Raw genomic sequence first — 26,825 nt, 5'->3', positions numbered from 1 at the left:
TAAATTACGATACCTAATTTCATTTTATCCTATTTCTCCTTATTTTTAGGGGCGTTTGACATTTCTTTACGCCATTCTTTTGCTATTATACCACAAACAATAAAAATATGATATATTTCCGGCCCCATATTGTCTTCTCTATACATCTTTTTATTTTAGCATACCCAACTCTTTCCATCAAGACAAAAGCTCTGGACAATCTGATAAATTTGAAAAAACACCTCATATTTCCAATTGAATATGAAGTGTTTCTCTTTTGTAATACATCATTTATTTCAAATCTCTGGACATGATCATAAGAAGACTGCCTTTTTCGTAGAGTACCTTGGCCTTTTCTTCCTGGATCTCGTTGCTAACGGTGCGGCCACAGTTATCTGTAGTAAGGCGGTAATGATCCAATGGGTATTTAAACCCCTTCAAAGTAAGACCTTCAACCGTTTCACCGGCTGCGAAAAAAGAAATATATTTTCCGAACTGACTGTCTTTTCGAATAATATAGCCATTTTCCACAAGACAGATGTAATTCTGAGCATCTGCCAGGATCACATTGACACCCTTTTGTCTGCCATATCCCAAAAGTCCCATGTTTCCAATAAAATGATCTAGTCTTCCACCAGTTGCGCCAAGAATAAGAATATTCTTTGCCCCTCTTCTTATTGCCAGATTTAAAGTAGACTGGGTATCTGTATCATCCTTTTCAGGATTCAGTCTGACAATTTCTGTATGGTCAAGACTCTCCAGATATGCCTTTCCAGCACCTGATAAACTGTCAAAATCACCGTCCACAATATCCGGGACAAGACCTGTTTCCAGAAAGAAATCCAGTCCTCTGTCAGCCGCCAGCAAAAGCAGCTTCTTGCCTTTTCGCTCTTCTTCTATTTTTCTTATAAAATCGAGGGCAAAATCTTTCTGGATCATGCCCCCGCTTACGATTACTGTATCTATCATTCTATCTCTCACTCAATCCTGTCACCAATCTCTTCGATCTGTTTCTGAATATGGCGGACATTCTGGGCAATATCACCGCCGAATACCCAGGATCCGGCAACAAAGATATTGGCACCAGCTTTCATAACAGTCTCTATGGTACCTTCATTGATTCCACCGTCAACCTCAATATCCACATTCAGATTCTCTTTGTCGATCAGTTCTCTCAGTTCCTGAATCTTCTCTGTACACTCGTCCATATATTTCTGTCCGCCAAAGCCAGGCTGAACAGTCATTACCAAAACCATATCCACATCCTCAAGCATATGGCTGATATCATTTACCGGAGTTGCAGGCTTGATGGAAACACCAACTTTCACTCCTGCATCCTTGATACGCTCTATAGTACGTTCCAGATCCTCACATGCCTCAGCATGAACGGTGATGGAATCCGCACCACAATTTACAAAATCCTGAATGTATCTTTCCGGCTCTGTCACCATAAGATGAACATCAAAAAACATCTTGGATTCTTTACGGATGGATTTGATCACCGGCATACCAAAGGAAATGCTCGGTACAAAATCTCCATCCATAACATCAATATGGAGCCATTCAACTCCTTCGTTTTCAAGAATTTTAATCTGTTCGCCCAGACGGTTAAAATCCGCTGATAAAATGGAAGGGCATAGCTGATACATAGTTTTAGTATCTCCTTTTCTCTTTTAATTCCTCATATAAAGCCAGATAGTTGTCATACCGCTGCTGACTAATTTTACCTTCAGACAGAGCTTTCTTCACTGCACAGCCCGGTTCATGAATGTGCATACACCCCTGAAACCGGCATTGCGGCTCATACATTACAAATTCCGGGAAGTAATCCCGAAGCTCCTCTTCCTTCATATCGGTAAGATACAAAGAAGAAAATCCCGGAGTATCCACCAGGAAAGTATTCTTCTCCACCGGGATTACCTGGGAATGTCTGGTGGTATGCTTGCCGCGCTTCAGTTTTTTGCTGATCTCACCAGTCTCCATCTGCACTTCACCCTGCATACAGTTGGTAATGGAAGATTTCCCCACACCGGAAGGTCCTGCAACTACTGTTGTTTTTCCCTTCAGTATCTCATGGATCTCGTCCATTCCCTCTCCCTCATAGGTACTGGAAAGCACTACACGATATCCACATCCAGTGTAGATTTCGTAAAGCTTTTCCATTTCTTCCTTCTCTCCCACATCTTTCTTATTGAAGCAGATAACTGCAGGAATTTCCTGCTGCTTCATCATAATCAGAAAGCGGTCCAGAAGAAGAAAGTTAGGCTTTGGATTCTCCATGGCAAAAATCAAAAATGCCTGATCTACGTTGGCAACAGCAGGACGGATAAGTGAATTGCGACGGGGAAGAATGGAAGTTACACTGCCTTCCTTCTCCTCCTCATTCAAAACGGTAATCTCCACATTATCACCTACCAGAGGCTTGAAATTATCCTTTCGAAAAATTCCTTTTGCCTTACATTCGTAAATATTGCCGTCTTCCGCATAGATATAATAGAAACCTGCAATTCCTTTAATGATCTTTCCCTGCATGGATTACTCAACCTTCTCAAAAGTAAGAGGATAATGGCCAAGTTCCTGATAGCTTCCATCAGATTGCTGCTCAGACAGATATAAAGTACCCTCAGCAACTCCTGGTGCACCTGTAATATCCAGCTGATATGGGAAAGTAAGCTGCTGTCCTTCTACCACAGAGCTTGCTTTTGGAGCGCCGCCTACATTCTGAACAAGCTCCAGTCTGATCAGACCTCCATTATATCCGATAGGCGTCTTCAGTTTCTGTGTACATTTCCATACTTCGCCATTTGCTACTGCTGCAGTAGTATCAGAGGAACTCTGATCCTCAGTATTCTGTGAAGAAGTATCCTGACTTCCACTGCTTACAATAAGAGTGATCGTATCGTTATCCGGATCTGCATATACCGGGTTGTCATCTGTATATCCTATAGGATCCTGAGAGATAACAGTTCCCTCTGCAACGTCTGTGCTCATCTGCATTTCCACATTAATATTAATGAATTTGCCAAGCTTGGCAATTGCATCATTCTTCTCCATTCCGGTTACATCTGGCACCTGTACACTGTCACCATAATTAATACCACGGCTGATGGTAAGAGTAACTGTATCGCCTGCCTTGACAGTAGTTCCTGCTGCAGGCTCAGTATCAAGGACACATCCAATGTCTACCATAGAAGACTGACTTTCATCCGGGTAAATCTTATTGATCTGAACCGTTAAGCCCTGGCTTTCCAGAGTTTCCTGCGCCAAAGCGCCATTCTGACCGAACATATCTGTAAGGGTAACGGACTCAGAACCTTTACTTAAATAATAGTTAACAGTTGAATTTTTAGCTACCTTTGTTCCCTGTACAGGATCCTGTGAAGAAATCTTGCCTTTTTCCTGTGTGGAAGCCTCTTCACCTTTGTAGGTCATTCCGATATTTACAGAAGCGCAAAGTTCCTGTGCCTCAGCCTCTGTCTTACCGATAAGATCAGGTACTGGTACCATACCATCATCTTCGTCAGCAGCCTGGGTAACCTGTGCCTGCTGATTCTGCTGATCCAAAGAAGAATCCTTGCTGTCTCCGATCAGACCTGCTGCCTTTCCCACAACAAGAATTACCGCGATCAGAACTGCGGCACCTATGATCAGAGCAATAATACTTCCAGCTACACTGACGCCTCTTTTCTGCTTTTTGATACGTCTTTCTCTCTCTTCCCGCTCTCTGCTTCGTTCACGATCCCGGTTCTTTCTGGAGCCTTTCGAGCTCTCTTCCTTATTATCATACTCGAAATCGTCATCATCATCGTAGTTTGTCTCATTCAGTTCTTTTTCCAGAGTTTCTATATCCGGCTTAAGAGTCTGCTTCGGAGTATGCTTGATCTCTCCAAGCTCTTCATCAGAAATTACAACCGTCTTAGCATCTGTATCTACAGATGTAAGCTTCACAAAATCTCCCTGCGGGTCAATAAGAGAATGCTTCAGATCCTCGATCACATCCTCCATCTTATTATATCTGCGATCCACACTCTTCTGGGTACATTTCATAATGATCTGTTCCAGACTGTACGGCAGATCCGGGGAATAAACACTTGGCGGTACCATCTCTTCCTGAAGATGTTTGATTGCAATGGCAACTGTAGTATCTCCGTCAAAAGGGACACGTCCTGTTACCATCTCATATAAGGTGATACCAAGTGAGTAGATATCACTCTTCTCATCGCTGTAGCCACCTCGTACCTGCTCCGGTGAGCTGTAATGTACAGACCCCATAACATTAGAGCTGATGGTATTGGAAGAAGCAGCTCTTGCAATTCCAAAGTCTGTTACCTTTACTTTGCCGTCTGTGGAAATAATAATATTCTGAGGCTTCACATCACGATGTACAATGCCGTGGCTGTGTGCTGCCTCAAGTCCCATAGATACCTGAATGGCAATACTGGTAGCTTCCTTTACCGAAAGCTTGCCTTTCTTGGAAATATACTCCTTAAGAGTGATTCCCTCGATCAGCTCCATTACGATATAATAAACACCCTCATCATCGCCTACATCAAACACATTTACTATGTTTGGATGCGTAAGACCTGCTGCTGCCTGCGCTTCACTTCTGAATTTCTTTACAAAAGTTGCATCTTCCCTGAATTCCGGCTTCAGAACCTTAACTGCCACAAAGCGGTTTAGTTTATGGTCCATTGCCTTATATACGTCCGCCATTCCGCCGGTACCGATTTTACTTACAATTTCATAGCGTTCTGCTATAATCATACCTGTCTTTAACATGTTTCCACCTCATTCGTGAATGGTTCTATCAATATGATTGCAATGTTATCCTTGCCGCCGTTGTTGTTGGCTTCCTGGATAAGAGTATTTCCTTTCCAGGTGATATCCTCATCAGAATTCAATATGATTTCTTCCATTTTTTTGTCTTCCACCATATTGCTGAGACCATCGGAACACATCAGGATCGTACTTCCCGGTTCCAGACGCATATCAAAGAAATCCACGTCTACAGTTTTTTCTGCTCCCAGAGCTCTGGTGATAATGTTTTTATCCGGATGATTTCTTGCCTCCTCAGCAGTGATTTCACCCATTCTTACCATTTCCTGAACCAGTGAATGATCCCTGGTAATCTGCCTCAGCTGTTTATCCACCACATATAGTCTGCTGTCTCCCACATTGGCAACATAAGCATACTGACCTACAATGGTGGCTACTACCATGGTAGTTCCCATTCCACGAAGCTTCTCATCCTTCTGCGCCTGTTCTATAATTTCTGTGTTCGCAGTCTCAATGGCATGGCGGATTACCTTTACAGGATTATAATCCGTATCCTCCCTGATTTCATCTACCAGTATCCTGACCGCGTGAGAGGAGGCATAATCACCTGCATTGTGCCCTCCCATTCCATCAGCAACAGCAAAGAGGTTCGGGAGATTTCCAACTGTGTCCTGGGAAGCGAACACATAATCCTGGTTCATCTTCCGCTTCATTCCTATATTCGTAGCTGAATATACCCTCATGTCACTTCTCGCTTTCTGTCCTTTTCGTACTGTTGTTCAACATAGCAACATCAGTTTTTCGTTACTGCGGATCGTAACTTTTTTCCATATAACTTTTTCGTAATTGTCCACAGGCACCGTCTATGTCACTGCCCATTTCCCTTCTAATAGTAACATTAATTCCGCATTTTTCAAGTTTTATTTTAAAATTCTCTACAGCCTGATGCGTAGAACGCCTGTAAGAACGCTCCTTAATAGGGTTTACCGGGATTAGATTTACATGACAATTAATATCATGGATTCTGCTGCTCAGCTCTCTTGCATCTTCGTCACTGTCATTAACACCAGCCACAAGACTGTATTCAAAAGTAATTCTCCTGCCGGTCTCCTGAAAATAATTGCGGCATGCATCCAGGACTTCGTCCATACTGTACCGCTGTGCAATAGGCATAAGTTCCTGTCTTTTTTCATCATTTGGTGCATGCAGAGACAGGGCAAGGGTAATCTGCAGTTTTTCCTTTGCAAGCTCATAAATTTTCGGAACAATTCCGCAGGTCGATACGGTGATATTCCTCTGGCTGATGTTAAGACCATCTTCATCGGAAAGCAGATGTACAAAGCGTACAATATGATCATAATTATCCATAGGTTCGCCAGTTCCCATTACTACTACATTAGATACCCGTTCTCCCGTTATGCTCTGGATCCTGTAAATCTGATCCAGCATTTCCGAAGGAAGAAGGTTTCTTGTCCAGCCTCCAATAGTGGAAGCACAAAAACGGCACCCCATTTTACAGCCTACCTGTGACGAAATACATACGGAATTTCCATGCTTATAACGCATAAGAACACTCTCGATCACATTTCCATCAAAAAGGCGGAACAGATACTTTCTTGTGCCGTCAATGGCAGAAACCTGTTCATCCACCATTTCCAATGCCGCTATGGGATAGTCTTTCAGTTTTTCTTTTAGTTTTCCTGGTATGTTTCCCATCTCATCATAAGAGGTTACCAGATGTTCATGTAACCAGCTGTAGATCTGCTTTGCCCGAAAGGGTTTCTCCCCCAGTTCGGTCATCAGATTTTTCAGTTCGTCTTTCGTCATCGACTTAATGTCTGTCATATTTATATTCCTATTTTCTTCTGAATTTCGCAATAAAGAAACCGTCTGTCTTATGTACTCCCGGGAGCAGCTGCAGATATCCAAGTGCAGTTGTCTCTGAGTGCAGCTCCTCTGGAAGATAAGGATCCAGGCTCTCCAGCTTAAATGGATAATTATTCAAAAACCACATCATGTTCTCTTCGTTTTCTTCTTTTGCAATGGTACAGGTACTGAAGATCAGCTCTCCTCTTGGCTTCACATAGTTTGCTGCGCGATCCAGAATGGTTCTCTGCAGAATCACTATTTCATCCTGTTTCTGTGGCGTAACACGGTATTTGATTTCCGGTTTCTTGCCGATCACTCCATACCCGGAACAAGGTACATCTGCAATTACAACATCTGCAAGCAGTTCTGAATCCTGATCAAAAATAGTAGCATCCTGCACTCTTGCCTGTACATTAATAGAATTGGTACGTTGGATATTTTCCTCGATCAGATTGACTTTATACTGGCTTACATCTCTTGCATCTACCGTTCCATATCCCTCCATCTTGTCTCCCATATGAAGACTCTTTCCACCTGGCGCAGCACACACGTCAATAACATAATCACCCTTCTTCGGATCTGCAACCTCCGCAACCAGCATGGAACTAACATCCTGCACGACAATTTTACCCTTGATAAAAGCATCCAGCGCAAGAATATGGTTAAATTCAGAAATGCTGTATGCATAAGACAGATATGGTGCAGGTGCTACATGAACGCCCTGACTTTCCAGGCTTTTTACAATCTCTTCCTTGGAATTCAGATAAGTTCGGCATCTGATGGTAAGAGGATGTTCCGTAAGAAAATCCGCCAGTATCTTCTCTGTTGTTTCTTCTCCATAGGCTTCCAGCCACCTGGTTACCAGCACCTCTGGCATGGAATACTTTACAGAAAGATATTTCAACAGATCATCTTCTTTTTGAGGGAACCGGACCTGATCCATTTCCCGGGCTATGGTACGAAGAACACCATTTACAAAAGGCTTCAGATTATAAAAACCTTTTCTTTGCGCCAGCTTCACAGCCTCATTGCACACTGCGCTGTCTGGCACACTATCCATGTATTTCAGCTGATATACTGCACTTCTTAAAATTTCCCGGATTGCAGGCTTCATCTTATCAACTGTCACCTTGGAAAAAGAATTGATAATGTAATCAATCTGGATCCGGTATTCCAGCGTTCCTTCACAGACACGGGTGATAAATGCCCGGTCCTGTTTGGGAAGGAACTGATATTTGGAAAGGGCATTCCGAATTGCCACGTGGCTGTGCTCGCCCTCTTCGATTTCAAGTAAAATTTCCAGGATCATCTCCCTGGAATTGATTCCGTTAATCATCCCGTCTTCTACCTCCGGAAAGTATGATCAGTCTCAGAAGCTGTAAAATGGAAGAAGCAAGAGCTGCTACATAAGTAAGGGCTGCCGCTGTAAGAACCTTCTTCGCACCTTTGTTTTCCTCGCGGCTTAAAATTCCTGTGCTTTCCAGCATTTTTAAAGCTCTTGAGGAAGCATTGAATTCTACCGGAAGTGTTACAAGCTGAAACAGTACCGCCAGTGAAAACAGCACAATTCCTACAGTTGTAAGTGCCGGTATGGAAAGGATCAGTCCCAGAAGAAAAATCGGCCAGGAAAGGGAAGATCCGATATTTGCCACCGGAACAATAGCTGAACGGATATTCAGCGGTGCATAATTTATATTGTGCTGAATGGCATGACCACACTCATGGGCAGCGACACATACAGCTGCCACAGAAGTTCTTCCATATACGTCCTGTGAAAGTGCCAGCCTCTTTGTTCTCGGATCATAATGATCTGTAAGGCTTCCGGAAATTGGAACAATCGTTACGTCGTAAATTCCGGCTGCATTTAAAATCCTCTGGGCAGTCTGAGCTCCTGTAAGACCTGAATGGCTGCGCACCTGCTGATAACGTGCAAAAGTGCTTTTCATCTTTCCAGATGCAGCCAGTGCCAGCACCATTCCAATGATCAGCAATACATAAGTAGGATCAACATAAAATCCATAAGGATACCCATATCCGTACATAAGATCACTCCTTTTTATCTGTGAATCTGCTTCCGGTTTCTATATGACATCCTCGAAGGAATGCATCCGCATCCATTCTCTTTTTTCCTTCTAGCTGTACCTGTGAAAGTACCAGAACATCCTCACCGCAAGCCACGTAAATTCCTTTTTTGTCTGTTTTTACTACCGTTCCAGGTTCTGACTTTTCTGCGCCAGCTTCTTCACTTTTTACTACAAAGCTTTCCCATACCTTCAAAGTTTTTCCATTCCAGAAAGTAAATGCACTTGGCCACGGATTTAAACCTCGCACCAGTCTTTCCAGTTCCTCGGCTGATTTCCCGAAATTGATCAATCCCATCTGTTTGGTGATCATACCGGCATAGGGAGTAGGGCTTTCCTCCGGCTGTTTCTCGTAAACAGCTGTGCCATCAAAAATGTGAGGCAATGTCTCAACAAGAAGCTTCGCTCCTGCTTCTGCAAGCTTATCAAACAGAGTTCCGCCCGTCTCATCTTTTGCAATCGGCACTACGATCTTTGAGATCATATCTCCTGTATCAAGACCTGTTCCCATTCTCATGATCGTAACACCTGACTCCTTTTCCCCATCAATAACTGCCTGCTGAATAGGAGCTGCACCGCGGTATTTCGGAAGCAGGGATGCATGGATGTTAATACATCCGTATTTCGGAAGCTCCAGAATGCTTTTGGGAATGATCTGTCCAAAGGCAGCTACCACAATAATATCGGGATCCAGTTTCTCCAGAACCTGTAAAAATTCCGGATCGCGTACCTTCACAGGCTGGTAAACCGGGAACCCATGTTTCATTGCCTCTTCCTTTACAGGAGTGGGAAGCATAGTCTTTCCCCTTCCCTTCGGCTTATCCGGCTGGGTTATAACACCTGCCACCTCATAGCCAGCTTCAGCCAGTGCATGAAGGGGATTAACTGCAAAATCCGGCGTTCCCATATAAACAATTTTCATTTATTCCTCTTCCTCCTCATTGTCATAACTTACATGATGTAATTCACCTTCAACCAGACGTGTGTACATTTTTCCGTCAAGATGATCCAGCTCATGACAAAATGCACGGGCAAGGAGTCCTTCTCCTTCATATATCTGCTCATTCATATCCATATCAAGAGCTTTTACCTTCACATAATTTGGGCGGGTAACCTGACCGGACATTCCCGGAACACTTAAACATCCCTCCTCGCCTGTCTGCTCACCGGATGTCATAAGAATTTCCGGATTGATAAGAATAATTGGACCATCTCCAATATCGATCACTACGATTCTCTTTAATATACCCACCTGGGGAGCTGCAAGGCCAACACCGCATGCGTCATACATGGTTTCCAGCATGTCTCCTACCAGATCCTTTGTACGTTTGTCGATTTTCTCTACTGGTCTGCAGATTTTTTCTAAAACGGAATCTCCCTCTGTTCTGATTGTTCTAAGTGCCATCTCTGTGTTATCTCCTTTATCTTTGAATTTGGAAATACCCGTTGTTTCAAAGCCCTGCACCTTAACGCAGCCCTTTATTTCCGGTATTTCGCCTTATGAAAAATCAAATTGTATATTAACTTTTCTGAAGCCGGAATTGATTTCTATATATTCCTCCAGCCTGTCCTTTATTCGGACAAGCAGATCATAATTCTCATGTTTCAGATAAAGTACTCTTCTGTATACATCCTTTACTTTCCCTACAGACGCAGGGGCGGGACCGATCACATGAAGATCTTTTCCCGCATATATTTTTCCTGTAAACAGACCAAGATAGTGCATGGCTGTCTCAAGAAGCTTCTCATCCTCCGAAGAACCAAGCACTGCCATCATATGGGCAGCCGGGGGATAATCCATAAGAAGACGGTATCCCATCTCTTCCTGGTAAAATTCTTCGTAATCCTGCTTTGCAGCTGTCTGTATGCTGTAATGATCCGGACTATAAGTCTGGATCAAGGCATGGCCTTCTTTCCTTCCTCTTCCTGCTCGTCCCACCGCCTGGGTAAGAAGCTGAAAAGTGCGCTCACCACTGCGATAATCATCAGCATTCAGGGATAAATCTGCAGCAAGGATCCCCACAAGCGTAACATCCGGGAAATCATGTCCCTTGACGATCATCTGGGTTCCAATCAAAATATCGGCCTCATGCCTGGAAAAAGCAGACAGAATTTTTTCATAGCTTCCCTTAGCTCTTGTAGTGTCGTAATCCATTCGAAGAACTCTTGCCTCTGGAAATTCTTTTTCTACCACCTGCTGGATCTGCTGGGTTCCCGCTTTAAAACCGCCTATATATGGGGAAGAACAGACTGGACATTTGTCCGGTTTCACAGTTTCATAACCACAATAATGACAGATCAGCTTTCTGCCATTATGCTCACTTAAGGAAACGTCACAGTGAGGACATTTCATTACATGACCGCAGGAACGGCATGAAACAAACCCTGCGTAGCCACGGCGGTTGAGAAACAACATGGCCTGCTCCCCTTTTTTCAGGCACTGGCTCAGGTCTTCTCTCAGTTCCAGACTGAGGGCAAGGCGGTTTCCTTTTTTTAGTTGTTCCCTCATGTCAATAATTGATACCCTGGGAAGAGGTCTTTCTTCAAATCTGGCTTCCAGCTTTACAAGGACATATTCTCCTTCTTTCGCCCTGTAATACGCTTCCATAGATGGAGTTGCAGAACCAAGAATTACTCTTGCGCCTTCCAGCTTTGCTCTGTGGATAGCCGTTTCCCGGGCGTGATACCTTGGACTGTTTTCACTTTTATAAGAAGATTCATGCTCCTCATCAATAATGATCAGCCTCAGCCTTCCAAAAGGAGTAAAAAGTGCTGAACGGGGTCCCACCATAACCTGCAGTTCTCCCTGTTTGGCTCTTTTAAACTGGTCATAACGCTCTCCCAGGGAAAGTCTGGAGTTAATTACCGACACCTTATCACCAAAACGACCATAAAATCGCCGTACAGTCTGATAAGTCAGCGCAATTTCCGGAATCAGCACGATTGCCTGACCGCCTTCCTTTATCACCTTATCGATCAGCTCCATATATACTTCCGTTTTTCCACTGCCGGTAACTCCGTGAAGAAGAACCGGTCTCGGATCCGGGTGTTCCCATTCTGATAAGATCTGATTCACAGCCATTTGCTGGGATATACTTAATACTGCTGGTGCCACATGCGGAATATTCTCTGCATCTGCAACTGCATTTCTATACACTTCATCTGACTCCACAGAAGCAATCCCCTGTTCTTCAAAATATCTCAGGACAGAAGCCGTAGTGCCAAGCTCCTTTGAAGCCCAGGCAGTCTCAATTTTCCCATTTTCATTCTGCAAGAGTGCTTCCAGAAGGCGGATACGTGCTTTAAATCTGGTCATGCTGAGCTCTTCCAGAAGCTTTTCCCCATCTTCTCTGGAAATCAGAAGGGTTATCCACCTTTTTTCCTGGGCTTTCATCTTTTTCTGAATAGGAAGAACTGTTTTCAGAGCCTGGATCATGGTAGAGCCATAATTTTCTTTCATCCACCCTGCCAGCGCGATCAGCCTGGATTCTGTGGTTTCCTGATCATTTTCAATACCGGCAACAGACTTAAGCTGGATTCCCTTTACCTTGGGCTCATCAGAAATCCCCACTACATATCCCTTGCGCACATGATTTCCTCTTCCAAATGGAATGGAAACCACCATTCCCACCTGTATCTCGTCCTTCAGTTTCTCCGGAACCAGATATTGAAAGCTTTTATCCAGCTTCTCATGGGAAATGTCTACAATAATATCTGCATATGTCATGTTTTACTTTCCAGCAAGAATATCTGCGATCAACACACGCTCATCCATAGGATATTTTTTACCTTTGATTTCCTGGTAATCTTCATGCCCTTTACCAGCCAGCACCACAATATCCCCTGGTTCTCCGTGATGGATGGCATAAGCGATTGCTTCCTTGCGGTCTGGAATCTCCACATATTTACCTTCTGTCTTCGCCATGCCAACCTTGATGTCATCAATAATAGCCTGAGGCTCCTCATCTCGCGGATTATCAGAAGTAATGATGGTCAGATCTGCCAGACGACCGGAAACTTCTCCCATCTCATAACGGCGAAGCCTGGAGCGGTTTCCGCCACAACCAAACAGGCAGACCAGTCTGTGTGGATGATACTCACGCAATGTAGTAAGAAGACTTTCCAAAGCCATTGCATTATGTGCATAATCAATCATCAGAGTAAATTCATCAGATACTTTCACCATCTCAATACGGCCTTTTACTTTTGCTACCTTCAGAGCCTTCAGGATATTTTCCTGGGAAACCTTAAAATGACGGCAGATTGCAATAGCGGTAAGAGAGTTGTAAATACTGAATTTACCCGGGATGTCGATTTCAACAGGGAAATCCATAAGTCCCTTCAGCTGATAGGAAATTCCAAGATAGCCTTTTCCGCCAATCAGTCTGGCATCCTCAGCGCGAAGGTCTGCTTTTTTTGAAAAGCCATAGGTTTCCAGAGTACAGGTATGTCCCTCTACAATTCTGTCAAAATGCTCATCATCACGGTTTACAATTCCTACTCGGCACTGCTTGAGAAGCATAGCTTTACAAGACAGATAATGATCGAAGTCCTTGTGCTCGTTTGGACCAATATGATCTGGTTCAATATTTGTGAAAATTCCAAAATCAAACACAAATCCCTGAGTACGATGCAGCATCAGCCCCTGTGAGGAAACTTCCATAACCACACAATCACAGCCAGCTTCCACCATTTCGTGAAAATACTCCTGAACTACATAGGATTCTGGTGTGGTATTAGAAGCAGGTATTATCTTATTTCCGATAATTGCCTCAATAGTACCGATCAGACCAACCTTGTATCCGGCATTTTCCAGAATGGATTTTACCATATAGGTAGTAGTGGTTTTTCCCTTGGTTCCGGTAATTCCGATTGTTTTCAGCTTCTCTGCCGGATGTCCAAACCAGGCCGCTGAAATAAATGCCATAGCATATCTGGTGTCTGTCACCTGGATAACCGTAACATCTGACGGTGCAGAAACCTCCTCTTCTACTATCAGAACTTTAGCCCCTTTTGCTGTTACATCCGGGATAAATTTATGTCCATCTACAACAGCACCTCTGATACAGATAAACAGAGAGCCGTCTGTTACCTTTCTGGAATCATAAACAACACCAGTGACTTCCTGCTCTGTGCTCCCCTGCACGCAGGTGTATTCTAACTTCTCTAATAAGGATGATAATTTCATAATATATGCCTCCCTATATTGACGTTGCTTTAAAATCACGCCAGAGCTTATTTGAAAAAGACTTTCAGCAAGATGTGCGTCACAATTTGCGGGAATGATTTTTCAAACACGCTCTAATCTGGTGACATCATACAGCAACGCATACTCTTTTATAGAATATCACACACAGAATTTGTTTTCAATCTTTCCTGTTAAAAAAGCAGTAACCGTTCACCTCACATTATAGTTTCCATTCACGAGTCATCTGTGAGCATTGCCTCCAAACATTCTTCTGGCGGCTACAGCGGAAAAAAGAAACGAAAGCAGAATCAGTACCTGAAACAGCTCTTTGTGGGAAGTATCCCCTGTTTTTGGAGAGGTGGACGCAGCCATTGTGCTGCCATCATTATTCCCACTGCCTATGCCAGTTCCATCTCCATTTCCACCCCCATTTCCGTTTCCGCTTCCATTTCCATCCTTCTCCTTATCTTCCACACGGATGGTTGCCTGATCCCGCACTGCGCTTTCCTCACCAGTCTCGTCAGTAACTACAATAATCTGATTCATCAGATTCTGGTCTTTCAGATCTTTTGGAAGTACAACTTTTGCCTTTAAATTCACACAGCCACCAGGTGCGATTTCCTGGATTTTCGCCTGAGTTCTGCTTTTATTCAGGGTTATACCTCTCTGTTCCTGAAAAGTAGCTGTTACTCCGGCAAGCCCGAAACGTTCCGTAGTAACTACGGAATGCAGAGTCACCTCTCCGGTATTGTGAATACTGATCTGATAAGTCACAGTCTCCCCAGGGCTGGCGTTGTCGCAGTCAGCTGTTTTCTTTACCGTAAAAGAGGCTTTTCCCTGCTGTAATGTTAACTGTTTTTCTGCTGCTTTCTCCAACGAAACCGGATTTTCTGTTTTTGCAAAAAGCTCCAGCTCCAGATTACTTTTCTGATTCATGTCCGGATCTATATAAAAAGACAGGGTTCGTGTTTCCCCTGCGGAAAGGCATTCCAGCACTGCACCACTTTCCAAAACTTCAAGGCCAGGCTCCTTTTCCCACACAGGTACCAGTTCCTGTTCTTTTACTTTGGCCTGAAGGGAAATTTTATAAAAAGGTACCTGACCGTTATTTGTCAGATTCACTGCCATATGAATGCGTTTTCCAGTATAAAGCGCCTTTTCCTTGGCTTCCATTTCCACTGAAAAATCCATGTGTGCAGCTGGTATCTCCAGATTCTTAGATAAAGCTTTACACAAAATGGTTTTTTCATTTTCCACTTTTTTTACAATGTAAACTCCACCTCCATTTTCTTCTCCGCTTATAGCACCATTTGCATGCAAAATATCCTGACAGGTAGGAACTGTATGTTTTTCTGCTGGAAAACGATATTCATCCCGCAAGGTAACCGGAATTTTCAGCTGTTTGCCCTGTTCTCCCGGATTTATTTTCCAGCGGAATCCGGTTATACTGCTGGATCTTCCGTCAGCAGTCTCGATAGGAAGCTCCTCTTTCAGGCAGCCTTCAGGTGCCATAAACGAAGCATCTGGCTGAAAATATTCAGAAAGCCAGACTACCAGTTCGTAAGATGTTGGATGAGGTATTGTTTCATCCGAAAAATCATATTGATCATTTTCCAGGCTCCCGTCCTGATTTCCACTGCTGAATAAATTTTCATCGTCACTTTCATATTCCTGGTTTTCATTTTCCCGCGTAAGTGACGCCAGCCCATCTGCCTTTACAGAAATCACCGCCTGAAATTTCTGTAAATCTGTCCATGCCGCATCTTGGGCAACAGATAACCCGCCTTCCATTTCTGCTCCATATGCCACTGCCGGCTGCGCCGTGCATCCAACCAGCATCCCAGCTTCTGCAAGCAGACTTACTCCCACTGCCAGTATCTTTTTCCATATTCTGTTTTTCATTATAACTTCTCCTTTTCTACCCCTATTTTTCACTAATCTCTGTTATTAAACTACTATTTTACAAAACGGACTTGCCGCCTACTGGCGACATCACCATATAAATGAGTCACTGACAGCACATGGGAATCACACCTTTCTCACTTAAACAGATTCTATTCACAGCATTCCGAAGCAAATTTGCCTTGCCATTGTATGCATCCATTTTCAAAAAAGCGTATAAAACGCCCAGGTTAACAGGTTTCCTTCAAAAAACGGGTTATCTTGCGCCGAACCGGCGCGGTAGAAATTCTTTTCTGCAGAATGCAGAAACAAGATAGGTTTACTTTACCACACTTGGTCTTTAAATGCAATAAAGGGTCGGATTTTATTTTCATTTCATATTTTTTCGATTTCTTTTAGATTTGAGACACATTTTCCTCACAAATTGCCGATATAATGAATTTCGGATAGATGAAAAACCACTCTCTATCTCCCCCCTCAAAAATATAGGAAATGAGCCATCTGCCTGATGCGGATGGCTTTTCCTGTTTCAAGGACTTTTCTATTGCAATTCCCACCCTTAGCTTTTATAATGGAAGATATTACACAAGGATGTCCGGAGAAATCATTCATGTTGCTGTGAATACTTTCACAGTAATCCACTTAACTCTGATATCCGCATTATATTCTTGACAGAAACGAGGTATCTCCTATGAGTGAAAAAATCGTAGTAGTTGCATTAGGTCACAGAGCTCTCGGCACCACACTTCCAGAGCAGAAAGTAGCCACCAAAGCAGCAGCAAAAGCAATCGCAGATCTTGTTGAAGAGGGTGCCAAGGTGGTAATCTCCCACAGCAATGGCCCACAGATTGGCATGATCCACACTGCAATGAATGAATTTGGAAAGACACACCCGGATTATACATTCGCTCCTATGTCAGTCTGCTCCGCAATGAGCCAGGGCTACATTGGATATGACCTTCAGAATGCGATCCGCTCTGAATTTATCAGCCGCGGAATTTACAAACCTGTTGCTACCATTCTTACCCAGACTGTTATTGATCCATATGACGACGCTTTTGCAGATCCGGAGAAAATTATCGGACGTGTTCTCACTGAGGAAGAAGCTGAAGCAGAAGAAGAAAAAGGAAACTTTGTCACCAGACTTGCTGATGGCGGATACAGACGAATCGTAGCAGCTCCGAAGCCACAGAGAATTGTAGAGCTTGAGACCATACGAGCACTTCTCAATGCAGACCAGGTTGTTATCGCAGCCGGCGGCGGTGGAATTCCAGTGCTTGAGCAGGGCATCAACCTTCACGGTGCCAGTGCCATCATTGAGAAAGATCTTGCTGCAGGACTTCTTGCGGAAGAATTAAATGCCGATACTCTTCTGATTCTCACAAGTGTAGAGAACGTAAGTCTGAACCACGGTCAGGTAAATGAGCAGAAGCTTGGCAGCATCACTGTAGCGGACGCTAAGAAATACATTGAAGAGAACCAGTTTGCTTCCGGTTCCATGCTTCCCAAAATCGAAGCAGGTATTTCCTTTATTGAGAAAGGGGAAGGCCGGAGCACTGTGATTACCGATATGGCTCATGCCAAAGAGGGCTATGAAGGAAAAACAGGAACTACCATCCGCTAGTACATCGAATATTAAGTAACTGCCATATTGACTTGTCTGATTTTTCATCTGCTGCGTTGTCGTCAGTCGCCGTAGCCACCGCTACGCCTCCTTCCTCCGCCTTGCATATGAAGAAATCATCCTACGTCAATATAGCAGAAGCTTAATTTTCGATGTACTAGAGCCTGTTTGAAAAAGGCTTTCTGCAAAATGGGGCGTGCAGATTGCGGGAATGCTTTTTCAAACACGCTTTAAACATACAAAAAGGAACCTCTGACGAAATAAGTACTCATCTGACGAGGTTCCTTTTTTTACTATTCTTTTTTTACTATTCTTTTTTACAATTCTTTTCCCAGTCTCAGCGTGCAGTAAGCAGCAGTGAGGAATCTTCCGACTCTATATTTATGATCCCGATCAGATCTCCCTCTTTCAGGGTAATCTTACGCTCCACGCCATCTGTCACTGTCATGCTTCCGTTTTCACCATCTTCTCCCATGATCATAAAACTCACAAAACCATTTGAACAGGAAGCAATGTAATATCCTGGGACAATGCCTCCATCCACATTTTCCCCAACCTCCAGCACATCTCCCGCCATCAGTTTATAAGAGGCTGAATCAGCCCCAGAGCCGAACATATCTCCAAATTCTTCTTCAAGTATCGGAGCAAGGCTGTCCTTTAGGGAATCCCGGATTTCCGGTAAGCTTGCGCAAATGATCACCAGGACCATGAGCCATCCAAAAAGGGAGCCTTTTTTCTTTTTTACCGGTTTCTGGGTGTAAACACTGCTTTTTTTAGCTGTAGTGCTGTAAGTTCCAGCTGTACTTTGTCTGCTCTTGGAATTATAATTCCCAGCAGGGACAGAGACCTTATTTCCATTCTTAGCAGCGCCAGTGCTGCCTCCATATGTACTTCCAGCTTTCACACTTCCCTTATTATAAAAATTCCCTGTGCCTGCACCAGCCAGTGACTTAGAACTTCCAGTTCCCGTTTTCTGATCATATTTATTTCCGGCTCCTGCCACGCCTGTTCCGGTCCCGGTCTTATATGCAGCACTTCCAGCCTTCTTATCTCCCAGCGGGATTTCCTCCTGGCGCATGATTGCCCGCGCCCGGCTGGTAGCATGACGGTAATGGTCACTTCTGTTCTCATTCAGATGATACAAAGTCTCATCATTTCTATAAGGCATTCCACACAGCTTACATCTGCCATTTACAACAGGCCCGTCGCAGACCTGGCACCTCTTTTTCTCCATAGACATCCTCCCGGTTCTCTGGTTATTCTGTTTCACTGCAACCTGTAATTCCTGTTTTTGCTCCAACAGGGAAAAATCATCACATTCTTTGTCTTTTATTGTATCTTTTTTGCATATTTCTTGCAAGGTCTAAATTGCCAAGCGGGAAAATACCTGTTATAATAAACCAAGATTGTTCCTGTTCACGGTCTGACTAGAAATTATCGTGAACAGAAAACAGAGATTAACACAATCAACAAGGAGGATTCCCATGGAACAATTAAAAATTCCTATGGGCTATCATGCAGACCTTAATCTTCATGATACTCAGGTAGCAATTAAAACTGTGAAAGATTTTTTCCAGCAGACACTTGCACAGAAGCTGAACCTTCTGCGTGTCTCCGCACCTATATTTGTAGATCCAAGTTCCGGCCTCAATGATAACCTGAACGGCGTGGAGCGTCCGGTAAGCTTTGACATCAAAGGCATGGACTGCAACGCTGAAATCGTACATTCTCTTGCAAAATGGAAGCGTTATGCACTGAAGAAATATGGTTTCTCTGTAGGTGAGGGCTTATACACCGATATGGTTGCCATCCGCCGTGATGAGGATGTTGACAACATCCATTCCATCTATGTAGACCAGTGGGACTGGGAGAAGATCATCACCAAAGAAGAGAGAAATGTAGAAACTCTCATTAACACTGTCCGTACTATCTACAGCGTACTCCGCAAGACAGAGAAATACATGGCAGTACAGTATGACTACATAGAAGAAATTCTTCCAAGAGAGATTGCATTTGTCTCCACAGAAGAGCTTGTAGACATGTATCCGGATCTTACCCCTAAGGAAAGAGAATACAAGATCGTCAAAGAAAAAGGCGCTGTTTTCCTTATGCAGGTAGGTAAGAAACTGACAAATGGCGAGCGCCACGACGGACGTGCTCCAGACTATGATGACTGGGAATTAAACGGCGATATTCTGGTATACTATCCTGTACTGGACATTGCCCTTGAACTTTCTTCCATGGGTATCCGTGTAGACGAGACAGCACTTGACAAACAGCTTACAGAAGCCGGCTGTGACGACCGCAGAGAGCTCCCATTCCAGAAGGCCATTCTGAATAAAGAACTTCCATACACCATCGGCGGCGGTATCGGTCAGTCCCGTATCTGTATGTTCTTCCTGCGCAAGGCTCATATTGGAGAAGTACATGTTTCCCTGTGGCCTAAGGAAATGCAGGAAGAAGCTGCTAAAGGCGGTATTCCACTTCTGTAAAATAGAATCGAGGGATCAAATTGAATATACTTTTTTTCTTAACACCGAAAAGTGATATTGCCTACATTTTCGAGAATGAAACTTTGAGGCAGACTCTTGAGAAAATGGAACACCGGAAGTTTTCCTGTATTCCTATTCTGAATCCAGAGGGAAAATACGTAGGTACTATTTCTGAGGGTGACCTTCTCTGGGGAATGAAAAATCTGAACATCACGGATATGAAAACAGCCGAGGAAGTACCGGTTATGGCTATCTCCAGAAGAGCCACCTACAAACCGGTACACGTTGACTGCGACATGGAGGATCTCCTGGACCGCGCAATCAACCAGAACTTTGTTCCGGTTATAGATGATCAGGATCACTTTATCGGAATTGTCACAAGGAAAGAAATCATCAAATATTGTTATAAAGAAATGAAGAAAAACGCATAGGATTTTAAATCACCGCGTTTTTTCACACAAAAAAAAGACAACCTCAGTCCCATTTAAACCAATGGAAAAGGTTGTCTTTTTTCTTTTTACAGAACCTTAGACAAAAACTCCTTCAATCGCGGATTCTGCGGATTTTCAAAAAACTCCTTCGGCGCATTCTGTTCCTGAATTTTGCCATCATCAATAAATAAAACTCTTGTTGCAACCTCTCTTGCAAATCCCATCTCGTGAGTAACCACAACCATAGTCATGCCGCTCTTTGCAAGCTCTTTCATCAGCTCCAGTACCTCTCCAACCATCTCCGGGTCCAGTGCAGAAGTAGGCTCGTCAAAAAGCATAACATCCGGATTCATGGCAAGGGATCTTGCAATGGCAATACGCTGCTTCTGACCACCGGAAAGCATATCCGGATAAGCATTTGCCTTATCTGGAAGTCCCACACGGGCAAGAAGCTCGTCCGCACGTCTGGAAGCCTCTTCCTTTGTCATCAGTTTCAGAGCAACCGGTGCCATCATAATATTCTGCTTTACCGTCTTGTGTGGAAACAGATTAAACTGCTGGAAAACCATTCCGATCTTCTGGCGATGTCGATTTATGTCAACCTTGGGATCTGTGATATCTGTTCCTTCAAACAGGATTTTACCTCCTGTAGGCTCCTCCAGAAGGTTGAGCGAACGAAGGAAAGTGGATTTACCAGAGCCAGATGGTCCGATAATGGCAACAACCTCGCCCTGACAGATATCTGTGGAAATTCCATCCAGAACCTGATTGGATCCAAACGCTTTTTTCAGATCCTGTACCTGGATCAAAACTTTACTCTTATCAACGCTCACTGGTTCTCAGTCTCCTCTCCAGTTTATTCATAAAGAAGGTCAATACCATGACCACGATCAGATAAATTGCAGCTGCTGCCAGAAGAGGCATAAAAGCATTGTAGGTACGGCTCTGGATCAGCATTGCACCCTTGGTCAGGTCCATCATTCCAATGTAACCGATAATAGAAGTTTCCTTGATCAGCACGATAAACTCATTTACCAGTGCAGGAAGTACATTCTTAAACGCCTGTGGAATGATAATAAGACGCATGGTCTGGGTAAAATTAAGTCCCAGGCTACGTCCTGCCTCTGTCTGTCCCTGGTCAATTGACATGATTCCGGAACGGACAATCTCCGCAACGTAGGCACCTGAGTTGATACCAAATGCCAGACTTCCTACCAGAATCTCATTGACACTTACAGAACCAAAAACTACAAAGTTCATGATCAGAAGCTGGATCACAGTAGGTGTTCCACGGATCACAGTCAGATAAACTCTGCAGATGGAGTTGGCAATTTTAAAATTCCCGGATTTATCGTGGGAAGAACGGATAATTGCCACCAGAAAACCGATACAGATACCGATCAACAGGGCGAAAACTGTGATGATCATGGTATTTTTCAAACCATCCAGCAGCCAGGTGTATCTGTCATCTTTTATAAAATTGATATAAAAATCGTGTCCAAATTTTTCAAACATATTTTTTTCCTTTTTATCCTGATATCTTTATAACGCAGCCTTGAACGTGTTTGAAAAAGCATTTCTGTTTATGCCTGCATTATAGGAAAAGCTGTCGGAAAAGCACTGGCTGTCTGATGCAACTCAGTCAGCCAGTACCAGGTTCCGGCAGCTTATACTTTGTTCTCTCTATCAGTCAGCTTTTACAATGATAACCTGGCTTGCATTTGCATAGGTGTCTGTGAAATCAACGCTCTCCAGACGATCCTCTGTAACGGTCATTCCGGCAGCACCGAAATCAGCTTTTCCAGACTGCACTGCAGCAAGGATTGCATCAAACTCCATATCGTCGATCTCAAGCTCATATCCAAGCTTATCGCAGATTGCCTGTGCAATATCAGCGTCGATACCAACAATCTCATCACCGTCACGGTACTCATATGGCTCGAACTCAGCGTTTGTTGCCATTACAAGAGTTCCGTTGGAACGGTCTACATCTTCCGGAGACTCATATGGTGTCTCGCCAATGTTGTCGCCGATGTAGTTGTTCATAATATCATCAACAGTTCCGTCCTCTTTCAGTTCTTTTAATGCGCCGTTGATCTTGTCAAGAAGCTCATCATTGCCTTTCTTCAGGCAGATTGCATACTCTTCTTCAACAAATGGCTCGTCCAGGATCTTCAGTCCGTCTGCATTCTCAACGAATTTCTGAGCTGGCTGGGAGTCGATGATCACACAGTCGATCTGGCCTGCCATAAGTGCCTGGATTGCTTCGCTTCCTTTGCTGTAACGCTTAACAGTTGCTCCGTCAGCCTCATATTCACTAGCTTCAATATCACCGGTTGTACCAAGCTGTACACCGATTGTTGCATTCTTAAGATCATCCTTTGACTCAACAGTTGCAGCAGATACGCCAGCAGTCATGGAAACTGCCATTACTGTGCCAAGTGCAAGAGCTACTAATTTTTTCATATTCTTTTCCTCCTCTTAATCTCATATACAGAACCAGTTCCTTATATCTTCATCCACATAGTAAGCTGTTGCTATTTATTTCTTCCACAACAACCGACTTCACAAGATGGGGACATAATTATTCATGCTTTCTGCATATTCATTCATCTATCTTTTCCTCATTTTATCAGTTTTTTTGAAAAATGCAAGACTTTCCATAAGATTCCTTATTTTTTTATCTTGATTTTCTTAACAGCACTGTATGAACCATATACTTTTTTGCCTTGAGAGTCCTTTTTGTATGCTCTTACTTTTACATAGTAGGTCTTGTTTTTCTTAAGTCCACTAATAGTTAATAAAGTTTTGGATGTAGTTTTTGTTTTTGCGCCACTAAATTTAGAGCTTGTTAAATACATGATCTGATAGCCGGAAGCACCACTGATTTTCTTAATAGAAACCTGGCATTTTCTTCCACTCTTATTAACAAGCTTACTGATTTTTCCTTTTGACGGAGCTTTCACTTGCTGTACTTTTCCACCGGTAACTGTAATAGTCTTAGTTACTCCTTTTTCCTTGTAGCCCTCAAAATACATAGTAATCTTTGTTTTTCCAGCACCAACAGTTTTGATTTTTCCATTTTTTACTGTACACACAGAAGTGTTTGAGGAAACCGCAACTGCACCAGCGTTTTTCAGTTCACTTCCTCCCCACAAGGTTTTTAAGCTTGTAGATTCTCCGACTTTTAATTTTGTATCTGCAAGCTTAAAGGAAGCAGCCTGAGCTACTAACCCCTTTGCAGCCAATACTTTTCTGGTACTTGTTTTATTGGAATAGGAACCCGCTTTCGCCTCACTGGCAGATCCTCTTCCAAAACACTGTACCCAGCAATACAGTCCATTTACATTGACGCATCCAATTCCAATTGATTTAAACGAAGAATCCAGTATGTTGCGTTTATGTCCTTCTGAATTCATCCAACCATTTACTACCATCTCCGGAGTTATCTGGCCTGCTGCAATATTTTCTCCCGACATTAAGGAATTTGCAGTAAAACAGTCGCTTCCACTTGGTCTTGTATGATCAAAATACAATGCACACTCAAAGCTTCGCAGCATAGCAGTTGTTAAAAGACTTTTATCCATTGTAAGCGGTTTCACCCCCGCCTTTTTTCTTTCTTTGTTTACAAGCGTCAACACTTCAAATGCATACTTATAATTCTCCGTTCCCGTCACGCCAATCCTTTGCCAGTATAAGAGCATCTGTCTCTCCATTTTCCTCAGCTGCGCCATAAAAACCTTCTTCATCTGTAACCAGTTCTGCCGAATCCTCGGAAGAAAAGTCGGATAAATTTCCTTCCCCGCTTTCACCATTTAAAAGCAGGTCTGCATCTGATTCATCCCAGTGATTCTCCGAATCCACCGCATTCTTAGTTTCCGCCTCTTGTTCTTCTGGTTGCTCTTCTGCTTTCTCTTCTGACGGTGCCTCTGTCTGTTCCTCCCCTTGCAGTTCTGTTTGCGTTTCTTCCTGATTTTCCCACTCTTCATTTTCACTGTAAAATCCGTCTGAAAAATCTTCTGCATAAATAACTGCCGGTTCTGCTGCCATTGCTGCGCAAATAGCTACAGCCATGATTCTTTTGGGCCATAAATTTTTCTTTTTCATACTCCTTTTCCTTCCTTTATTATTTTCTAAACGGACATATCTGCTTACGTAGACATCACCATGAATGAAAAACTTCTTACTGTTCACTCCGTTCACAGCAACACGCTTCGCGATGCACAGAAATCATGCATTCGCATGATTTCGCGCCACAAATCTCAGGTGTCCTGTGACCTTTGGTCACACAAAACACCTCGCGGAATGCTACCAGTGAACAGTAATAAAAACTTCTTATGGAAAATAATAAATTTCCCCAACTTCTTTGTCAATATTTGGAAAAATTCACTTTTTGATAACAGATCTGTGTTATGATATGATTTGTGTGGAGTAATTAAATAATTGAATGACCAAGGCGTTAACCGCCCAAACAGGAGGTATTTATTATGAAATTTACAAAAATGCATGGTATCGGCAACGATTATGTATATGTGAACTGTTTTAAAGAAACTGTGAAAGATCCATCAGCAGTTGCCAAATTTGTGAGTGACAGACATTTTGGAATTGGCTCAGACGGACTGATTCTGATTAAGCCGTCTGACATTGCAGACTGTGAGATGGATATGTACAACCTGGATGGTTCCCAGGGTGCTATGTGCGGCAATGGCATCCGCTGTGTAGCCAAGTATGCTTACGATTACGGCATTGTAAACAAGACCAGTATCAGCGTAGCGACCAAAAGCGGCGTGAAATATCTGGATCTTTCTATCCGTGACGGAAAAGTCAGTATGGTAAAGGTCAATATGGGCGCCCCTATTCTTCAGGCTTCTCTGATTCCAGTTGTATCTGAATCTGAGCAGGTCGTAAATGCCCCTATTGAAGTAGACGGACAGATTTATCACTTTACAGCTGTTTCCATGGGAAATCCTCACGCCATCGTATACATGGATGACGTAGACGGGCTGGAAATCGAAAAGATCGGTCCATCTTTTGAAAACCATATAAATTTCCCTGACCGCGTCAATACCGAATTCGTAAAAGTCATCGACCGACACACTGTCCAGATGAGAGTCTGGGAGCGCGGTTCCGGTGAGACTCTGGCTTGTGGAACAGGTGCCTGCGCAGTTGCAGTTGCTTCTATTTTGAACGGGCTGGTTGACCGTGATCAGCCGGTTACCGTGAAGCTTCTTGGTGGCGATCTTAATATTTTCTGGGACGAAAATGACGATCAGGTTTATATGACTGGTGCGGCGACTACTGTATTTGATGGGGAAATTGATCTGGGATTTCTTGGAGAATGACTCAATAAAAAGGCCCTTGCGGACCGTAGGCATTTTGTAATGCTTACACCGCAAAGGCCATTATTCTTTCTACAATAAATACTGCACCACAGGCAAGAAGCGCCACAGTCAGCAGACTCTTCTCTTTGTACGCTGCAATCAGCGCCACTACAAATCCCACTACAGCTGAAATTACACTTGCCGTTGCCGACAAAATCGCCGGAAACGTCATAGCTGCCAGACAGGCATAGGGCACATAAAACAGAAATGATTTTATAAAAGGATTGGTAATCTCCTTCTTCGCCAGTGCCAATGGCAGCATACGGATCAAATATGTAACGCCAGCCATAACCAGGATATAAATATAAACATTAGGCTTCATGAGCTTCCTCCTTGGCATTTTCTTCATCAACCGGGCAAAGCCATGCTGCCAGTCCGGCTACCAGAATTGTAGTAATAATAATCACAAATCCGGATGAGACTTTCGATAATACAGGAACCCAGGCAAATAATGCGCTCACTGCCATTGCTCCAAGAACAACCAGAAGCACTGCTTTGTTTTTCTTGGATGGCGGAATAATGACAGCCAAAAACATTCCATAAATGGCAACTCCAAGTGCACTCATAATAAAATCAGGAAGAATACTTCCTGAAATAGCTCCAAGCAGGGTTCCAATGGTCCATCCCGGGATTGCTACACTCATTACACCATAATTATAAAACGCACTGACTTTCCCCGGTTTACTGGCACTGACTCCGAATATCTCATCTGTTACGCCAAATGCAACTCCGTAACGATGCCCCCAAGTTTCATCACGTCTTAGCTTCTGTGAAAGGGAAAACGACATCAGACAGTATCTCAGATTGATAATCAGCTGAGTAAGTGCCATTTCCCATAAGGAACCTCCTGCTATGATAATATCAAGACCTGCAAATTGTCCCGCTGACGTAAGATTCGTCAAAGAAATCAAGACCGCCTGCCAGATAGACAGTCCGCCCTGCACCGCCATCATACCAAACGTAAAGGAAACAGCCAGATACCCCAGGGCAATGGGGATTCCATCTGTAATTCCTTGTTTAAAGCTCTCTTTTTTCATGAGAGATTTCCTCCGGTTTCTTCTGTAGTCACGCAAAGAGCCTGGGAAACAGTTTTGGCCTCCCA

25 protein-coding genes and 1 pseudogene are annotated in these 26,825 nt (G+C 43.5%); 5 read left to right on the top strand and 21 right to left on the bottom strand.

Annotated elements, in window-relative coordinates; translation table 11 throughout:
- Positions 1-270: 270 nt before the first annotated feature.
- The 13 genes from PGQ38_RS08820 to PGQ38_RS08760 all read right to left on the bottom strand — a co-directional run bounded on the left by PGQ38_RS08820 (position 271) and on the right by PGQ38_RS08760 (position 15,795).
- Positions 271-948 carry a thiamine diphosphokinase gene (locus PGQ38_RS08820; RefSeq protein WP_148461132.1) on the bottom strand — a complete coding sequence of 226 codons (678 nt, stop codon included), beginning with the start codon at positions 946-948 and terminating at the stop codon, positions 271-273.
- A gap of 8 nt (positions 949-956) precedes the next feature.
- Positions 957-1,628, bottom strand: a complete 672-nt coding sequence (gene rpe, locus PGQ38_RS08815; protein WP_118578194.1) for a ribulose-phosphate 3-epimerase — start codon at positions 1,626-1,628, stop codon at positions 957-959.
- A 4-nt stretch (positions 1,629-1,632) separates the two neighbouring features.
- The gene (gene rsgA / locus PGQ38_RS08810) at positions 1,633-2,511 is read right to left on the bottom strand and encodes a ribosome small subunit-dependent GTPase A (protein WP_204452703.1); all 879 of its coding nucleotides are present in this window, start codon (positions 2,509-2,511) and stop codon (positions 1,633-1,635) included.
- 3 nt (positions 2,512-2,514) lie between these two features.
- Positions 2,515-4,758 (bottom strand): Stk1 family PASTA domain-containing Ser/Thr kinase, encoded by a 2,244-nt coding sequence (gene pknB / locus PGQ38_RS08805; protein WP_148461130.1) that lies wholly within the window; start codon positions 4,756-4,758, stop codon positions 2,515-2,517.
- Positions 4,752-5,498 carry a Stp1/IreP family PP2C-type Ser/Thr phosphatase gene (locus tag PGQ38_RS08800; protein ID WP_118578191.1) on the bottom strand — a complete coding sequence of 249 codons (747 nt, stop codon included), beginning with the start codon at positions 5,496-5,498 and terminating at the stop codon, positions 4,752-4,754. Before PGQ38_RS08800 ends, pknB begins: the two co-directional genes overlap by 7 nt.
- Before the next feature lie 61 nt (positions 5,499-5,559).
- Complete coding sequence (gene rlmN / locus PGQ38_RS08795; protein ID WP_204452701.1) at positions 5,560-6,600, bottom strand: dual-specificity RNA methyltransferase RlmN; 1,041 nt, start codon at positions 6,598-6,600, stop codon at positions 5,560-5,562.
- 10 nt (positions 6,601-6,610) lie between these two features.
- Positions 6,611-7,960, bottom strand: coding sequence for a 16S rRNA (cytosine(967)-C(5))-methyltransferase RsmB (gene rsmB / locus PGQ38_RS08790; RefSeq protein WP_204452700.1), 1,350 nt, complete (start codon positions 7,958-7,960; stop codon positions 6,611-6,613).
- Positions 7,953-8,666, bottom strand: coding sequence for a zinc metallopeptidase (locus tag PGQ38_RS08785; protein ID WP_173718149.1), 714 nt, complete (start codon positions 8,664-8,666; stop codon positions 7,953-7,955). Before PGQ38_RS08785 ends, rsmB begins: the two co-directional genes overlap by 8 nt.
- Before the next feature lie 4 nt (positions 8,667-8,670).
- Positions 8,671-9,627: a methionyl-tRNA formyltransferase gene (gene fmt, locus PGQ38_RS08780; RefSeq protein WP_204452698.1), complete on the bottom strand. Its 957-nt coding sequence runs from the start codon at positions 9,625-9,627 to the stop codon at positions 8,671-8,673.
- A complete protein-coding gene (gene def / locus PGQ38_RS08775; RefSeq protein ID WP_118578240.1) occupies positions 9,628-10,110 on the bottom strand; it encodes a peptide deformylase in 483 nt (160 codons plus the stop codon).
- Between the two features lie 93 nt (positions 10,111-10,203).
- A complete protein-coding gene (gene priA / locus PGQ38_RS08770; RefSeq protein ID WP_118578187.1) occupies positions 10,204-12,432 on the bottom strand; it encodes a replication restart helicase PriA in 2,229 nt (742 codons plus the stop codon).
- Between the two features lie 3 nt (positions 12,433-12,435).
- Positions 12,436-13,893: a UDP-N-acetylmuramoyl-L-alanyl-D-glutamate--2,6-diaminopimelate ligase gene (locus tag PGQ38_RS08765; protein WP_195477675.1), complete on the bottom strand. Its 1,458-nt coding sequence runs from the start codon at positions 13,891-13,893 to the stop codon at positions 12,436-12,438.
- A gap of 240 nt (positions 13,894-14,133) precedes the next feature.
- On the bottom strand, positions 14,134-15,795 hold the full coding sequence (locus tag PGQ38_RS08760; protein WP_187565064.1) for a DUF7507 domain-containing protein: 1,662 nt from the start codon (positions 15,793-15,795) through the stop codon (positions 14,134-14,136).
- A 691-nt stretch (positions 15,796-16,486) separates the two neighbouring features.
- On the opposite strand from PGQ38_RS08760, the gene arcC reads away from it, so the two are divergent.
- Complete coding sequence (gene arcC / locus PGQ38_RS08755) at positions 16,487-17,419, top strand: carbamate kinase (protein WP_148461122.1); 933 nt, start codon at positions 16,487-16,489, stop codon at positions 17,417-17,419.
- Between the two features lie 187 nt (positions 17,420-17,606).
- A pseudogene (locus PGQ38_RS20570) lies at positions 17,607-17,675 on the top strand (DUF6783 domain-containing protein); the annotation flags it as partial.
- 81 nt (positions 17,676-17,756) lie between these two features.
- On the opposite strand, the gene PGQ38_RS08750 reads toward PGQ38_RS20570, so the two are convergent.
- Complete coding sequence (locus tag PGQ38_RS08750; RefSeq protein WP_204452696.1) at positions 17,757-18,653, bottom strand: hypothetical protein; 897 nt, start codon at positions 18,651-18,653, stop codon at positions 17,757-17,759.
- Positions 18,654-18,903: 250 nt separating this feature from the next.
- Between PGQ38_RS08750 and asnA the strand changes: the two genes are divergently transcribed.
- On the top strand, positions 18,904-19,911 hold the full coding sequence (asnA, locus tag PGQ38_RS08745) for an aspartate--ammonia ligase (RefSeq protein WP_118578181.1): 1,008 nt from the start codon (positions 18,904-18,906) through the stop codon (positions 19,909-19,911).
- 20 nt (positions 19,912-19,931) lie between these two features.
- A complete protein-coding gene (locus PGQ38_RS08740) occupies positions 19,932-20,342 on the top strand; it encodes a CBS domain-containing protein (RefSeq protein ID WP_118578180.1) in 411 nt (136 codons plus the stop codon).
- Between the two features lie 86 nt (positions 20,343-20,428).
- Here the strand turns inward: PGQ38_RS08740 and PGQ38_RS08735 are convergent, their stop codons facing one another.
- From PGQ38_RS08735 to PGQ38_RS08715, 5 genes are all read right to left on the bottom strand, one after another.
- Positions 20,429-21,175, bottom strand: coding sequence for an amino acid ABC transporter ATP-binding protein (locus PGQ38_RS08735; RefSeq protein ID WP_270413264.1), 747 nt, complete (start codon positions 21,173-21,175; stop codon positions 20,429-20,431).
- Positions 21,165-21,857 carry an amino acid ABC transporter permease gene (locus PGQ38_RS08730; RefSeq protein WP_118578179.1) on the bottom strand — a complete coding sequence of 231 codons (693 nt, stop codon included), beginning with the start codon at positions 21,855-21,857 and terminating at the stop codon, positions 21,165-21,167. Before PGQ38_RS08730 ends, PGQ38_RS08735 begins: the two co-directional genes overlap by 11 nt.
- A gap of 171 nt (positions 21,858-22,028) precedes the next feature.
- Complete coding sequence (locus tag PGQ38_RS08725) at positions 22,029-22,808, bottom strand: transporter substrate-binding domain-containing protein (RefSeq protein ID WP_148461118.1); 780 nt, start codon at positions 22,806-22,808, stop codon at positions 22,029-22,031.
- A gap of 206 nt (positions 22,809-23,014) precedes the next feature.
- Positions 23,015-24,046, bottom strand: a complete 1,032-nt coding sequence (locus PGQ38_RS08720; protein WP_204452694.1) for a CAP domain-containing protein — start codon at positions 24,044-24,046, stop codon at positions 23,015-23,017.
- Positions 23,997-24,449 carry a hypothetical protein gene (locus PGQ38_RS08715; protein WP_204452692.1) on the bottom strand — a complete coding sequence of 151 codons (453 nt, stop codon included), beginning with the start codon at positions 24,447-24,449 and terminating at the stop codon, positions 23,997-23,999. The genes PGQ38_RS08720 and PGQ38_RS08715 overlap by 50 nt, the downstream gene beginning before the upstream one ends.
- A gap of 380 nt (positions 24,450-24,829) precedes the next feature.
- Between PGQ38_RS08715 and dapF the strand changes: the two genes are divergently transcribed.
- Positions 24,830-25,684 carry a diaminopimelate epimerase gene (gene dapF / locus PGQ38_RS08710; RefSeq protein WP_195991840.1) on the top strand — a complete coding sequence of 285 codons (855 nt, stop codon included), beginning with the start codon at positions 24,830-24,832 and terminating at the stop codon, positions 25,682-25,684.
- 43 nt (positions 25,685-25,727) lie between these two features.
- On the opposite strand, the gene PGQ38_RS08705 is transcribed toward dapF, so the two are convergent.
- Positions 25,728-26,045, bottom strand: coding sequence for an AzlD domain-containing protein (locus tag PGQ38_RS08705; RefSeq protein WP_118578176.1), 318 nt, complete (start codon positions 26,043-26,045; stop codon positions 25,728-25,730).
- Positions 26,035-26,760, bottom strand: a complete 726-nt coding sequence (locus PGQ38_RS08700) for an AzlC family ABC transporter permease (protein WP_118578175.1) — start codon at positions 26,758-26,760, stop codon at positions 26,035-26,037. Before PGQ38_RS08700 ends, PGQ38_RS08705 begins: the two co-directional genes overlap by 11 nt.
- Positions 26,761-26,825: the final 65 nt, after the last annotated feature.

The organism is Blautia faecis (assembly GCF_027662325.1).
In the GTDB taxonomy this organism is placed as follows: Bacteria; Bacillota; Clostridia; order Lachnospirales; family Lachnospiraceae; genus Blautia_A; species Blautia_A faecis.
The sequence above is the reverse complement of the archived record's forward strand: the minus strand, read 5'-3'. Positions and strand labels throughout refer to the sequence as shown.